Source organism: Caulobacter vibrioides, from assembly GCF_002858865.1.
Lineage (GTDB): Bacteria > Pseudomonadota > Alphaproteobacteria > Caulobacterales > Caulobacteraceae > Caulobacter > Caulobacter vibrioides.
This window is the reverse complement of sequence record NZ_PJRR01000008.1, coordinates 73,251-87,534: the sequence shown is the minus strand read 5'-3', so window position 1 is coordinate 87,534 and position 14,284 is coordinate 73,251. Positions and strand designations below refer to the sequence as shown.

Below are 14,284 nucleotides of genomic sequence, written 5' to 3'. Positions count from 1 at the left end.
AGCCCGCGTAGGAGCATGATAGCCGAAAGTGGACGCCGGTTTTGGCGACCATCATGCTCAAAATGATTTGGAATTAGAGCCTATTGGGCCAGATCGACCGATCTGACTCAACAGGCTGGCGACTTTGAGGCTTCCATGACCACCTTCGACGAACGCGAACAGGGTTTCGAACGCAAGTTCGCGCACGACCAGGAACTGGAGTTCAAGGCGACCGCGCGCCGTAACCGCCTGCTGGGCGAATGGGCCGCCGGCCTGATGGGCCTGGCGACTGTGGAAGAATACGCGCGCGCCGTCGTGAAGTCCGACTTCGAACAGCCGGGCGACGAGGACGTGCTGCGCAAGGTCTTCGAGGACCTGAAGGGCGCCGGCGTCTCGACCACCGAGGGCGAGGTCCGCATGAAGATGGCTGAGCTGCTGGCCCAAGCCCGCGAGCAGATCAAGTCTGAGTAGGCGTTCGGAGCGTCGCTCTGGACAAGACAAGGGGCCGCTCCCAACCGGGGCGGCCCTTTTTCTATGGCTGTCTTGACGCCGGGAGCCCACGCCGTGGTGGCCGTCCTGGCCCTTCGACAGGCTCAGGGTGAGGACGACTGTAAGTCTCGGCTAGCCCGTCGCGGAGCGCGGCCCAGGCCGCCGCCTTCTGCGCGAACGTCCGCGCCGCATAGGCGGGGCTGGAGGAGGGCAGGGCCAGGGTGGCGACGCGGTCGCCGATCAGCCGGGTCCCAAGCTTGGCGGCGGTTCCCCCGTTGAAGGCCACGAGCCGCAGCGCGGGCAGGGTGTCGATCAAGGCCATGAGGTCATTGGCTGCGGGCTCGCGGATCGCCGCGTCCAGGCTGCCGGGCCGCCGCGCCGTCTCGATCACGTCCCAGAGGCCGACGCCGTGCGCCCGCAGCGTGACCAGGCGATCCTCGTAGGCGCGCGCGACGAGCGGCGCGTCGATCACCCCCTCCATCAACCGCCAGAAGGCGTTGCGCGGATGGCCGTAGTACTGTCCGGCCGCCAGCGAGGCGTCGCCGGGCAGGCTGCCGAGGATCAGCACGCGAGTCTTGGCGTCGACGACCGGCGGGAAGCCCCGCTTAGCCGCGTCCATTGGGCGGATCGTTGCGCAGCCAGCCGGTGACCGTCAGGCGCAGGGCCCCGGCATAGGGCGCGACCGGCGCCACCGAGTGCGACTGGGGCACCTTGAACAGGGTCAGGACGTTGAACGCCGGCGCGAAGCCGCGCGTCACGTCACCCTGGTCGTCGTGGAACAGCAGCTGACCGCCCCAGTCTGGCCGCCACTGGCGCGTCAGGCCCAGGGTGTAGGCGGCCAGGCGCTCGCCGACCCCGGTGTCGTCGTGCTGGGTGAGGAAGTCGCCGGGGCGATAGCAGGTGGCCTGGCCGTCGATCTTGGTGACGCCGGTCTCGCCGGTGACGGCCGCGCCGAAGGCGATGAACGCGGGGCTGTTCAGGAACGCGGTCAGGGCGTGGATCGGGTGGCCGGGGTCGCGCCCCGCCACCAAGGCGTCGATCATCGGATAGCCGAGATAGACATAGGCGAAGCCGCTGCGGGCCCGCAGGGTGGCCGCGTGCAGGCGGTCGGCCACAGCCTGATCGCCCAGCTCGGCCCGGCGCGCGCGGCTGATCACCTCGGCGCCGCCGCGCTCATTCGAGCAGATGATGTCCCAGTCGATGGTCTGTTCGAGGATGCCTGCCAGACGATCGACGACCTCGGGCTCGAACACCTCGGGGATGCGCACCACGCCGTCGCGGGCGTAGGCGGGCGCGAACGCCGCCGGATCCAGCGCGGGATTGAGGCGCAGGACCGGCGGCTGGCTCATGCTCAGCCCTGTTCGCCGAAGACGCGCTGGAAGATCACGTCGACGTTCTTGGTGTGATAGCCAAGGTCGAACAGCTCTTCGAGTTCGGTCGCGGTCAGGGCCTTGGACACGACCGGATCGGCCTTCAGGAAGTCGAGGAACCGGCCCTCGCCGCGCCAGACCTTCATGGCGTTACCCTGCACGGCCGCATAGGCGTCCTCTCGGGAGACGTCCTTGTGGGTCAGGGCCAGCATGACGCGCTGGGAGAAAACGAGACCCCCCAGCTTGTCCAGGTTCTTGGCCATGTTGTCGGGATAGATGTTGAAGCGCTCGATCACGCCCGCCAGACGGCGCAGGGCGAAGTCGAGGTGGATGGTGGCGTCCGGACCGATGCCGCGCTCGACCGACGAGTGGCTGATGTCGCGCTCGTGCCAGAGGGCGACGTTCTCCATGGCCGGCACCACGGCCGAGCGGACCAGGCGCGCCAGGCCCGTCAGGTTCTCGGTCAGGATCGGGTTGCGCTTGTGCGGCATGGCCGACGAGCCCTTCTGGCCCGGATCGAACGGCTCTTCGGCTTCCAGCACCTCGGTGCGCTGCAGGTGGCGGATCTCGGTGGCCAGGCGCTCGACCGACGAGGCGACGACGCCCAGGGCCGCGAAATAGGCCGCGTGGCGGTCGCGCGGGATCACCTGGGTCGAGACCGGCTCGACGACCAGGCCCATCTTGTCGGCGACGTGCTGTTCGACGCGCGGGTCGACATTGGCGAAGGTGCCCACGGCGCCCGAGATCGCGCAGGTGGCGATCTCGAACTTGGCCATCGCCAGGCGCTCCTTGGCCCGCTGGAACTCGGCGTAGTAGCCCGCGAGCTTCAGGCCAAAGGTGATCGGCTCGGCGTGGATGCCGTGGCTGCGGCCGACGCAGACGGTCATCTTGTGCTCCAGCGCCCGGCGCTTCAGCGCGGCCAGGACCAGATCGACGTCTTCCAGCAAGAGGTCGGTGGCGCGCGACAGCTGCACGGCGAAGCAGGTGTCCAGCACGTCGCTGCTGGTCATGCCCTGGTGCAGGAAGCGGGCTTCGGGGCCGACGATCTCGGAGACGTGGGTCAGGAAGGCGATGACGTCGTGCTTAGTGACGCGCTCGATCTCGTCGATGCGGTCGCTGTCCCAGACCGCGTCGCGGCCCTTTTCCCAGATCGTCTCGGCGGCGAGCTTGGGGATGACTCCCAGCTCGGCCATGGCGTCGGCGGCGTGGGCCTCGATCTCGAACCAGATCTTGTACTTGGTCTGGCTGGACCAGATGGCGGCGGCTTCGGGGCGGGCGTAGCGGCTGATCATGGGCGGGCGTTTCGGCCGGGCAGGTCGCTGAGTCAAGGGAAGAGGCTTATTACTTAGGCCAATCCTCCCCCCAGCGGGGGAGGTGTCCGCGCAGCGGACGGAGTGGGAAGTTCTGCCGACCTCGCCTCTTCCCCCTCCGTCGTCTCTTTGAGCCGACACCTCCCCCGCCGGGGGAGGATTTTCAACCTCAAGCCTTGCGCGCCTCGAAGTGCTTGACCATGCCGATCGCGGCCAGGGCGTAGTGCAGGCCGGCCCAGGCGTAGAAGCACAGCGAGACGATGATGCCCTGCTGGCTGGCCACCGACAGGGTGGTCTTGCACTGGGCGACCAGCTCGGCCGAAGCGCCCTTGGGCGCGATGCCGCCCGGGCAGGCGCTGGCGAAGCTTTGGCCCGCTTCGCCGCCGAACGAGCCCAGCACGCTGGCGATCACGCCGCCGCCGGGGTTGTTGAAGTGGAATTGCGCCAGGTGGTCGATGAGCCAGCCGGTGAAGACCGGGCCGATGCCCAGGGCGATGATGTTCAGGAAGAAGAACAGCAGGGCCGTCGCCGTGGCCCGGCGGCGCGGCTCGACCGAGTTCTGCACAACGCCGAAGGTCGGGGCGAGGTAGACGTAGTGGAAGATGCCGGGGACCAGCAGGATCAGGGCGGTGGTCTGCCAGTCGGTCTGCAGATAGGCCAGAATATAGATCGGCGTGCACAGGATCAGGCCGATGGCGGGGGTCAGGGCGTACCACTTGGCGCTGCGCTTGCCGGCCCAGTCGCTCAGGAAGCCGCCGACCAGGGTGCCGACGCCCGCCGAGAAGCCGCCGATCAGGCCGGTGATCAGGCCCACCTGGGCCAGGCCCAGGTCAAAGGCGCGGACGAAGTACGACGGCACGAAGGCCCCCGAGCCGTAGGCGCCGAACGAGGCGATGGTCACGCCCAGCACCATGTGCAGAACCGGCCACTTGCCGAACAGGATCTTGGTGACCGCCCACAGCTCCTTGAACTCGTTGGCCATCGAGAACGCCGGCTTGGCGGGCTCGACCACGACGTCCTCGGCTTCGAGCGGGCGTTCGACGATCTCGGAATGGCCGCGCGGCGGCTCCTTGACGACCAGCTTGACGATCACCGCCAGCAGGATGCCGGGCAGGCCGACGATGACGAAGGCGACGCGCCAGCTGAACTCCTGGGCCAGCCAGCCGCCGGCGACCGCGCCGAACATCGTGCCCAGCGGGATGCCGAAAGAATAGATCGACAAGGCCGTGGCCCGCTTCTTGGGCTCGTAATAGTCGCTGATCAACGAGTGGCTGGGCGGCGAGCAGCCGGCCTCGCCGACCCCGACACCAAAGCGGAACAGGGCCAGCTGGGCGAAGTTGGCGGCTGCGCCGCACAGGGCGGTGAAGCCCGACCAGATCACCAGCGACACCGAGATGATCGTCACCCGGTTGAAGCGCTCGGCCAGGCGGGCGATCGGAATGCCCAGGATGGTGTAGAGCAGGGCGAAATAGAGCCCGCCCAGCAAGCCCAACTGCGTGTCGGTGAGCTTGAGGTCGACCTTGATGGCCTGACCGATGGTCGAGATGATGGTCCGGTCGATGAAGTTGAAGGTGTAGGTGGCGAGCAGCAGCCCCAGCACCGCAGCCTTGTAGCCATTGGAGTAGAGCGGCCGATCACCGCCGGACGCGTGGGCCTCGGCCATCCTGTGTCTCTCCCGTTCAAACATTTGTTCTAATTGTTTGAGGGACTGTGACCGAGCGGAAGCCAAAGCGCCAGAGGGGATTTTCGGGCGGTAAAATCCTCCCCCGATGGGGGAGGTGGCCGAAGGCCGGAGGGGGAAGTTCTGTTGAACCTGCCGCTTCCCCCTCCGTCGTCTCTTCGAGCGGACACCTCCCCCGCTTGGGGGAGGATTTTCAGTCAGCTGACCATCTCGTCGCGGATGGTCTTGCGGGCGGCCCAGAACAGGCCGAACGCGACCAGTCCCAGGCTGGCCGAGATGATCAGGGCCCAGCGCACGCCCTGAGCCTCACCCAGTCCCACCGGTCCAGCCAGGATGTCGCTGAGCAAGCCGACGGCCAGCGGACCCAGGCCCAGCCCGATCAGGTTGATGATCAGCAGCAGCACGGCCGAGGCCGTGGCGCGCAGGGCCGGGTCAACGATGCTCTGGGCGGTCGCATAGACCGGACCATACCAGAGCGTGCCCAGCAGGGCGTTGATCGCCAGCAGGCTGATCGCCACCATCGGCGCCTCAAGGCTCATGGCGATGACGAAGATCGGGATCGTGATCAGCGAGGCGATCGCCGGCACCGTGACGTAGGCGCGCAGATCCTTGGCCCCCAGACGGTCGGCGAAGACCCCGCCCAGCCAGGCGCCGATCACGCCGGCGGTGCCGCCGATCAGGCCCAGGGCCAGGCCCAGGAAGCCGGCCGACTTCAGGCCAAAGCTTGCGGCCAGTTCGGCGATCTCGACGCCATGGACGCGGAAGAAGAACGAGGCGGTGAAGGGCGCGTGGCCATAGCCGATGAACGCCTTGACCGAGGCGGCCAGGGCCACCAGCCAGAAGGTCTTCTTGGTGGCCAGCACCGCCAGGGCGGCGGCGAAGCTGATCTGAGTGCTGGCGCGGGCGGCCATTTCGGCGGCCAGCTTCTTGCGCGGTTCCACCAGGGTGAAGGCGGCGACCAGCGCGAACAGCAGGCCCGGCGCGCCGGCGACCATGAAGGCCACCCGCCAGCCATAGGCGTCGGCCACCAGTCCGCCCATCGCCATGCCGGCCAGGGTGCCCAGCGGCGTGCCGATCGAATAGAAGGCGATGGCGCTGGCCCGCTTTTCCTTGGGCACATAGTCGCTGATCAGCGAGTGAGCCGGCGGGGTGCAGCCGGCCTCGCCGACGCCCACGCCGATCCGGGCCAGGATCAGCTGCCAGAAGTTCTGGGCGAAGCCGCAGACCACCGTAAAGGCGCTCCAAACCGCGACCGAGATGCCGATGATGTAGGGGCGGTTCTTGGTCTCGGCCATCCGGGCGATCGGAATGCCCAGCACGGTGTAGAAGATCGCGAAGGCCAGGCCGGTCATCATGCCCAGCTGCCAGTCGGCCAGGCCGAGGTCACGCTTGATCGGCTCGGCCAGGATGTTGACCACCTGCCGGTCCAGGAAGTTCAGGGTGTAGATGATCAGCAGCACCCAAAGGGCATATCGACGATAGGCCGTCGATACGGGCGCGATAACGGGCGACGGCGTGGCGGGTTGCGCCATGGACTCTCTCTCCCTCGAACATTTGTTCTAATCGTTGAGCGCACCATAAACGCAGGCTAAGCCGGAACGCCATCCGGCATTTTCGAAACAGCTTTCAGGAGCGTGGCGTGGAACTCGTGATCGGCACCAAGCGGTGGTCAAGCTGGTCGCTGCGGCCCTGGCTGGCGCTCAAGCGCGCGGGCGCGGCGTTCACCGAGATCGAGGTCGAGCTGCGCCGGGGTGAGGCCACCGGCGACGACATCGGCCGCATCTCGCCCAGCCGCCTGGCGCCGGCCCTACGCGACGGCGATCTGGTGATCTGGGACTCGCTGGCGATCTGCGAGTACCTGGCGGAAAGGTATCCGGACGCGAAGCTCTGGCCGGACGATCCGGTGCTGCGCGCGCTGGGTCGTTCGGCGTGCGCCGAGATGCATTCGGGCTTTCAGGCGCTGCGCGGCGAATGCCCGATGGCGCTGGACGAGCCGCCCCGGGCGCTCGACCTCTCCGAAGCCACGCAGAAGAACGTCCGCCGCATCGTGGCGCTGTGGACCGGGCTGCTGGCCCGCTCGCATGGTCCGTTCCTGCTGGGCGACTGGTCGATCGCTGATGCGTTCTACACGCCGGTGGCGACGCGGTTCCGCACCTACGACGTCCGCCTGGCCGACTATGGCGACGCCGGCGCGGCGCAGGGCTATTCGGATCGCCTGCTGCAGACGCCGGAGTTCCTAGAGTGGGAGCGGGCGGCGCAGGCGGGTTGAGGTTTGTCTTCTCGTCCATCAGAGCGGGAGGAGATTTGGCGCGAACCCGCGATAACCCAATCCTCCCCCTAGCGGGGGAGGTGGCGCAAAGCGCCGGAGGGGGAAGTTCTGCGAGCCCTGCCTCTTCCCCCTCCGTCGGCTGCGCCGACACCTCCCCCGCTGGGGGGAGGATTGGTGTCCCTCACAACCCAAACGCCGCCAGCAGCCTGTCGGCCGCCGCCGATGCGGGAACCTCGCCCTGACGCACGGCGGTTTCGAGCTCCGGAACCAGCGCCGCCACGGCCGGGGCGGTCTTGAAGGCGTCTTCCAGGCGGTCGCGGACCATGGCCCACATCCAGCGCGCGTCCTGGTCGGCGCGGCGGGCGGCGCGGGCCCCGTTTGCGCTCATCACCTCGCGATGGCGCAGGATCTGGGTCCACAGGACATCCAGCCCCTGGCCGGTCAGGCCGGACGCGGTCAGCACCGGCGGCGTCCAGTCCGGATGGGCGGGGGTGAGGATATGCAGGGCGTTGCGATAGTCGCGGGCCGAGCGCTCGGCCTTGGCCGGATCGGCGTCGGCCTTGTTGATGACCAGGAGGTCGGCCAGTTCGATCAGGCCCTTCTTGATGCCCTGCAGTTCGTCGCCGCCGCCGGGAATGAGCAGCGCCAGGAAGATGTCGACCATGTCGGCGACCACCGTCTCGGACTGGCCCACGCCTACGGTCTCGATGATCACCACGTCGAAGCCGGCGGCCTCGCACAGCAGCATCGCCTCGCGGGTCTTGCGCGCCACCCCGCCCAGGGCGCCGCCCGAGGGCGAGGGGCGGATGAAGGCGTTCGGCTGGACGCTGAGTTGCTCCATCCGGGTCTTGTCGCCCAGGATCGACCCGCCGTGGCGGCCGGACGAGGGATCGACGGCCAGCACCGCCACCCTGTGGCCCGCCTCGACGAGATTGCAGCCGAAGCGCTCGATCGTCGTCGACTTGCCCGCGCCCGGCACCCCGGTGATCCCGATCCTTTGCGCTTGGCCGGTTCGGGGCATCAGCCGCGACAGCAGGGTCCGCGCGGCGGCCTGATGATCGGGGCGGCGGCTCTCGACCAGGGTGATGGCGCGCGCCAGGGCGGCGCGGTCGCCGGCGACCAGGCGATGTTCGAGGCTATCGATGTCGAGCGCGGGGATCACGGCTTTCCGCTTAGAGCCTGTCTGGCTGCGATGAAAGCCCCAAGGCCGCCCCAGGGAAGGTCTCGCCTCAGGCCGCCACGAAGTCGCGAGTGATCTTCTGATCGCTGTGGCGGACAGGCAGGGTGAAGCTGACCGTGGTGCCTTCGCCCGGCGTCGAGTGCATCTCCAGCACGCCGTCGTGCATGGTGATCAGCGACTTGGTCAGCGCCAGGCCTAGGCCGGTGCCCTGGGTCGTCTTCGAGAACTGGCTTTCCACCTGCTCGAAGGGCTTGGCCAGTCGCGCCAGGTCTTCCTTGGCGATGCCGATGCCGGTGTCGGTCACCGAGACCTTGATCAGGTCGCCGAACGGATCGCGACGGACCTCGGCGCGCACCGTCACGCTGCCGGCGCGCGGCGTGAACTTGATGGCGTTTGACAGCAGGTTCAGCAGCACCTGCTTGACGGCGCGATAGTCGGCTTCGATCTCGGGTAGCTGCGGGAAGTCGATGTCCAGCTTGAGGCCCGCAGCCTCGGCGCGATTGCGCACCAGTCGAACCGCGTCCTCGGCGACGTCTTCCAGATGCATCGACTCGAACTTCAGGTTCATCTTGCCGGCTTCGATCTTCGACATGTCCAGGATGTCGTTGATCAGCGCCAGCAGGTGCTGGCCCGACGAGTGGATGTCCTGGCTGTAGCCCTTGTAGCGCTGGTCGCCGAGCGGTCCGAACATCTCGTTCATCATGATCTCGGAGAAGCCGTTGATGGCGTTCAGCGGTGTCCGCAGCTCGTGAGACATGTTGGCCAGGAATTCGCTCTTGGCCTTGTTGGCGCTCTCGGCCTTGACCTTCTCGGTCTCGTACTTGCGCGCCAGCTCGGCCAGTTGCTCCTGGCTGCGTTCCAGGCCGGCGACGGCGTTCTGAAGCTGTTCCTCGTTGCGACGACGGGCTTCTTCCTGGGTCTTGATGGCCGTGATGTCGGCGGCGGTCATGACAAGACCGCCTTCGGCGGTGCGGCGTTCGCTGATCTGGATCCAGCGGCCGTCCATCATTTCGGCTTCGCGAACACCCTTGGCGCCGTCGGGCGCAGGGTGGTCCTGCTTGATCGCCAGGGCGGCGAAGCGGTTGACCTCGGCCCGGGCCGCGCCGGGCTTGAGGATCTTGGGCTCCAGCGAGAAGACGCTGCGATAGTTGCGGTTGCACATCAGCAGGCGACCCTGCCGATCCCAGAGCACGAACGCTTCGGACACGCTCTCGATGGCGTCGCGCAGTCGGTTCTCGGCCGCCTGGGCGCGGGCCTGGGCGATCCGCTCCTCGGTGACGTCCAGCGCCACGCCGATGATGCGGGCGTGACCTTCCGAGCCTGGCTTTCCAAAGCCCTGGCCGCGGGCGTCGATCCACAGGGACCGCGCGCCCTGTTCGCTCGCCGGGACCCGGAACGACACGTCGAACGCGCCGTACATCGCCGCGTTGGCCAGCGCCTGACGAACGCGCTCGCGGTGGTCGATCGAGATCCGTTCCAGAAGATCCTGGCCGGAGACCACGCCGCCGCCGCCCCAGCCGAACATCGCGCCGGTGACATCGGACAGATAGACTTGGTCGCCGTTCAGGTCCCATTCCCAAATCCCGCACCGCGCGGCTTCCACGGCGAGCCGGAAGCGGCGTTCGCTGTCGATGAACTCGCGATGGGCCACCTCGGCCTTGCGGCTCTGGATCATCAGCAGCAGCGCCAGGGCGATGCCGACGCCCAGCGGCACGAGGAGGCTGAAGGCGCCCTCCATGACCTGCCGATCCAGGTTGGCGACCGATCGCGTCGGCGCGGCGGCGACCGCCAGCAGGGCGCCCTGCGCCACCGGGCGAACGGCGACGTCCAGCAAGGCGCCGTCGGCGGCCTGTCCGCGTACGGCGGCCGGGCCATCGCCCAGATCCTCGATCGAGAGCGCAAAGGCTTCGCGAAGCGCGCCGGCCCCCTGGACGCCGCGTCCGCGCGCGGCGATCAGCTTGCCGTCCGGCAGGGCCAGGGCGCCGCTCTCGCCCTTCTCGGGATCGGCGACTAGGCGCGAGGCGTCGCCGCTGGCGATCACGAAGGCGCGCGCACGATCCAAGCTCGTCGTGGTGGCGACATAGAGACGACCCGTCTCTCCGACCGAGCCGACCCAGTTGGTCCGGCCCGAAGCGCCGGCGGCCAGGGCGGCGGCCTTCCAATCCGCGCCGTCGTCGCGACCGGCGACCGCGACAACGCCGGCCTCGCTGACGACGGCCACGGCCGCAGCTTCGCCGCCGGCGGCGCGCAGGGTCGTCTCGGCGGCGTCCATCGTCGCGCCGGGATCGCGTTTCAGCAGGTCGGCGGCGGCCGAGAGGCCCGCGCGTTGCGCCGCCAGATTGGCGTCCACGCGGCCGGCGATCAGGTCAGCCTTCGCCGCCAGCGGTGCGCCGCCGGGCTGGGCCATGGCCTCGCGTTGCAAGCGATGCACGCCAAAGGCCGTATAGACCGCCAGGAGCAGCAGCGCCGCGAGGATCGCGATACGGACGAACACCTGCGACGGCGCGTTGACAGCCTTGGCGCGCACGGCCGACGGCGCGGTCGGCCCGGCTGCCGCCGGCCCCCCGTGTCTGCCCATGCCCTTGCTCAACGCGCCCGACTCCCGTGGATCCCCATGGCGAGTCACTTCGCCAAGTCGTGAATCTAGCGTACCGCCGCCGTTCGCGTCACCGCCGAAGCGGCGGATTTCGAACGGTTGAGCCTATTGGTCGCAATCCCGAGTGGCCGACCATCGCAAAAGACTCGTCAGCCGAGCGCCTTGCTGGCCAGTTCCAGGACGTTCTTGGAGAGGTTGGGGTGGGCCACGATGCGTTCCAGCTGGGCGCGCATCAGGTCGCCCAGTTCGGGCTTGTAACGACGCCACCCGCCCAGAGGCTCGACCAGTCGCGCCGCCGTCATCGGGTTGAAGGCGTCGACCTTGAGGATCTCGTCCGCCAGGAACGCATAGCCCGCGCCGCTGGGGTCGTGGAACCGCGCCGGGTTGAAGTTGGCGAAGGTCGAGACCAGCGCGCGCAACCGATTGGGGTTGGTGGGCTCGAAATCCGGGTGCTGGGTCAGGGCGATTACGCGTTCCAGCGCATCGGGGTTCGGATCGCGGCCCTGCACCGCGAACCACTTGTCCAGCACCAGAGGCTCGGTCCGCCAGGCATGGTGGAAGCTCTCGAGCGCCTTCTCACGCGGCACGCCGCCCATGGCGACCATCGGATAGAGCCCGCCGATCATGTCGGTCATGTTGCGGGCCGCGCCGAAATGGCCGAGCAGGCGCGCGAGGTTCTCGGCGTGCGGGTCGGCCGACAGCGCTTCGGCGCAGGCGTTGCGCAGCGCTCGACGACCGGCTGCGGCCGCGTCCGAGGAGAACTCGCCGTTGATCTGCATTTCGCCGTGCAGGCGACGCAACAGGTCGCCGAGGTGCACCGCGATGCGCGTGCGAAGATGGTCACGCGCCGCGTGCAGGGCGGCGGGATCGGCGGCCTCGAACATCAGGGCGAGGTCGGGCTCGGAGGGCAGCGCCAGCAACAGGGCCTTGAAGGCCGGCTCGGCGGCGTCATCGACCAGCGCCCGGCCCAGGGCGTCGGCGTAGCGCTCCTCGCCCACCTCATCGGGTGCGCCGGCCGCACGCGTCAGGATCAGATCCCGCGCCAGGGTCTGGCCGGCTTCCCAGCGATTGAAGAGATCAGTGTCGGACCCGAACAGGACGTAGCGATCCGACGGGCGGGCGTCGGTCGACAGGTTCACCGGCGCGGAGAACCCGCGCAGCGCCGACAGCACCGGCGGCTCGGGGATGCTGTCCCAACGGACCGTCATCTGGGCCTGGTCGAGAAGCACGATCTCGGTGTCGCGAAGAACGCGTCCGTCCGCAGCCAGCAGGCCGATGGCGATCGGGATCGGTAGCGGCTTCTTGTCAGGTTGGCCAGGCGTCGGGGGCGTGCTCTGGGTCAGGGTCAAGGTCAGCGCGCCGGCGGCGGCGTCATAGGCCGTCTCGATCATCACCGACGGCGTACCCGCCTGCTCGTACCAGCCAAAGAAGCCGGAGAGGTCACGGCCGGACGCCTCAGCGAAGCAGGCGATGAACGCCTCGACCGTCGTCGCTTCGCCATCGTGGCGCTGGAAGTAGAGGTCGCAGCCCTTCCGGAACGCTGGCGCGCCCAGGATGGCCTTCAGCATCCGGATGATCTCCGCGCCCTTCTCGTAGATGGTCGCGGTGTAGAAGTTGTCGATCTTCAGATAGCTGGACGGACGGACGGGGTGGGCGAGGGGACCGGCGTCCTCGGCGAACTGGCGGGCGCGTAGGGCGCGGACATCCTTGATCCGCTGCACGGCCGCGCCGCGCATGTCGGCGCTGAAGCCCTGGTCGCGGAAGACGGTGAAGCCTTCCTTCAGGCACAGCTGGAACCAGTCGCGGCAGGTGATGCGGTTGCCGGTCCAGTTGTGGAAGTACTCGTGGGCGACCACGGCCTCGATCCGCTCATAGTCGAGGTCGGTCGCCGTCTGGGGATCGGCCAGGAGCAGCGAGCTGTTGAAGATGTTCAGCCCCTTGTTCTCCATGGCGCCGAAGTTGAAGTCGCGCACGGCGACGATCATGAAGAGATCCAGATCGTATTCGCGACCGAACGCCTCTTCGTCCCATTTCATCGCGCGTTTCAGGCTGTCCAGCGCATAGGCGGCGCGCGAGGCCTGGCCGGGATCCACGAACACCCGCAACGCGACTTCGCGGCCGCTCATCGTGATGAACTTGTCGGCCAGGACGTCGAGATCGCCGGCCACCAGCGCGAAGAGATAGCTTGGCTTGGGGAACGGGTCGGACCACTCGGCGAAGTGCCGCCCGCCGTCCAGCGAGCCCGAAGACACAGGATTGCCGTTGCTCAGCAAGTGCGGGAACTTGCCGTCGGCCTCGATCCGGACGCTGTAGCGCGACAGCACGTCAGGACGATCCGGGAAATAGGTGATGGTGCGGAACCCTTCGGCTTCGCACTGGGTGCAGAAGCGACCGCCGGACATGTAGAGGCCCATCAGGGCCTTGTTCGACGACGGATCGATCTCGACCTCGGTCGTCAGCACAAAGGCGTCGGGCGCCTCGGCGATCGTCAGACGTTCCGCATCGACACCATACTCGCCCGCAGCCAACGGGCGGCCGTCGATCGCGATCGACACCAGCTTCAGCCGTTCGCCGTTCAGCACGAGCGGTTCGTTCTTGCCGCCCGTCCTGCGCACCGAAAGCTCGGCGCTGACGCGTGTCCGGGTCGGGTGCAGGTCGAAGACCAGTCGCGTGGTCTCGATGGCGAACGGGAACGGGCGATAGTCCGCGAGGTTCACGGCTTGGGGCGTGTCGGTGCGCATTCGTCCTACTTAATCCCGCTGGCTGGCCTTCGCGAGGGGACCTTGACGACCCGGATCGAATTAATGGTGACGCGTCAGGACACGGCCTAGTCGCCGGAGGGCGGCGCCGACGGCGATTCTTGCAGGTAGCGCTCCACCGTCATGACCTTCTCCGCCAGGGCGCTTAGCGCGGGCGGCGCGTCCTCGGGGTTGTCGGCCACGAGGGTCAGGATTTCACGGGCGATCGCCTGAAGCCGGGGCGCACTGGCGATCAGCCGCGCCTGATACTCCATCTTGTACGGGTCGCGATCATACTCCGCGCCGGGGGTCCGCCAGCCGCCCCAGTCGTTGGGGTCGGTGACCACGACGGGATAGGTCCCCGGATAGGGATGATGGGCGCAGTCGCCCTCCTGCTGCCACTTGTTGCGAGCCCGAAGCACGCGCCAGTTCGACGCCATGCCGCTCTCTTGCGGGTCGACCTTGTCCTCGGGCTTCAGTTCCTGAGCCTGAAACTCGCGACCCAGGCCGACGTCGTATGTCACCCGAACCGGCTCGTCGAAACCCTTGGCCCAGACGGGGACGATCCGCTCGACGACCGCCCAGCACCCGACGCTGTCGACCCAGACCCGCTGGTTCTTCTGGAAGACGGTCTTGGCCATGGCGCGCGACGGGTCCGAGCTTGTGAAACTG

11 protein-coding genes are annotated in these 14,284 nt (G+C 68.0%); 2 read left to right on the top strand and 9 right to left on the bottom strand.

Features of this window, described 5'->3' with window-relative positions; translation table 11 throughout:
- The first annotated feature begins 135 nt into the window (after positions 1-135).
- Positions 136-450, top strand: a complete 315-nt coding sequence (locus CVUC_RS04485; protein WP_096033821.1) for a DUF1476 domain-containing protein — start codon at positions 136-138, stop codon at positions 448-450.
- A 61-nt stretch (positions 451-511) separates the two neighbouring features.
- On the opposite strand, the gene CVUC_RS04480 is transcribed toward CVUC_RS04485, so the two are convergent.
- From CVUC_RS04480 to CVUC_RS04460, 5 genes are all read right to left on the bottom strand, one after another.
- Positions 512-1,087 (bottom strand): DNA-deoxyinosine glycosylase, encoded by a 576-nt coding sequence (locus CVUC_RS04480; RefSeq protein ID WP_096033820.1) that lies wholly within the window; start codon positions 1,085-1,087, stop codon positions 512-514.
- On the bottom strand, positions 1,074-1,817 hold the full coding sequence (locus CVUC_RS04475) for a 2OG-Fe(II) oxygenase family protein (RefSeq protein ID WP_096033819.1): 744 nt from the start codon (positions 1,815-1,817) through the stop codon (positions 1,074-1,076). The genes CVUC_RS04480 and CVUC_RS04475 overlap by 14 nt, the downstream gene beginning before the upstream one ends.
- Before the next feature lie 2 nt (positions 1,818-1,819).
- Positions 1,820-3,130 (bottom strand): adenylosuccinate lyase, encoded by a 1,311-nt coding sequence (gene purB, locus CVUC_RS04470; RefSeq protein ID WP_096033818.1) that lies wholly within the window; start codon positions 3,128-3,130, stop codon positions 1,820-1,822.
- A gap of 187 nt (positions 3,131-3,317) precedes the next feature.
- The gene (locus CVUC_RS04465; RefSeq protein WP_164468166.1) at positions 3,318-4,811 is read right to left on the bottom strand and encodes a spinster family MFS transporter; all 1,494 of its coding nucleotides are present in this window, start codon (positions 4,809-4,811) and stop codon (positions 3,318-3,320) included.
- Positions 4,812-5,026: 215 nt separating this feature from the next.
- On the bottom strand, positions 5,027-6,361 hold the full coding sequence (locus CVUC_RS04460) for a spinster family MFS transporter (protein WP_096033816.1): 1,335 nt from the start codon (positions 6,359-6,361) through the stop codon (positions 5,027-5,029).
- Between the two features lie 107 nt (positions 6,362-6,468).
- On the opposite strand from CVUC_RS04460, the gene CVUC_RS04455 reads away from it, so the two are divergent.
- Positions 6,469-7,098: a glutathione S-transferase family protein gene (locus CVUC_RS04455; RefSeq protein ID WP_096033815.1), complete on the top strand. Its 630-nt coding sequence runs from the start codon at positions 6,469-6,471 to the stop codon at positions 7,096-7,098.
- Positions 7,099-7,279: 181 nt separating this feature from the next.
- Here the strand turns inward: CVUC_RS04455 and meaB are convergent, their stop codons facing one another.
- The 4 genes from meaB to CVUC_RS04435 all read right to left on the bottom strand — a co-directional run bounded on the left by meaB (position 7,280) and on the right by CVUC_RS04435 (position 14,253).
- Complete coding sequence (gene meaB / locus CVUC_RS04450; RefSeq protein ID WP_096033813.1) at positions 7,280-8,260, bottom strand: methylmalonyl Co-A mutase-associated GTPase MeaB; 981 nt, start codon at positions 8,258-8,260, stop codon at positions 7,280-7,282.
- Between the two features lie 67 nt (positions 8,261-8,327).
- Complete coding sequence (gene pleC, locus CVUC_RS04445) at positions 8,328-10,856, bottom strand: cell cycle histidine kinase PleC (protein ID WP_010920340.1); 2,529 nt, start codon at positions 10,854-10,856, stop codon at positions 8,328-8,330.
- A 167-nt stretch (positions 10,857-11,023) separates the two neighbouring features.
- Complete coding sequence (pepN, locus tag CVUC_RS04440; RefSeq protein WP_096033812.1) at positions 11,024-13,615, bottom strand: aminopeptidase N; 2,592 nt, start codon at positions 13,613-13,615, stop codon at positions 11,024-11,026.
- An 86-nt stretch (positions 13,616-13,701) separates the two neighbouring features.
- Positions 13,702-14,253: a hypothetical protein gene (locus CVUC_RS04435; protein WP_012640507.1), complete on the bottom strand. Its 552-nt coding sequence runs from the start codon at positions 14,251-14,253 to the stop codon at positions 13,702-13,704.
- Positions 14,254-14,284 lie beyond the last annotated feature (31 nt).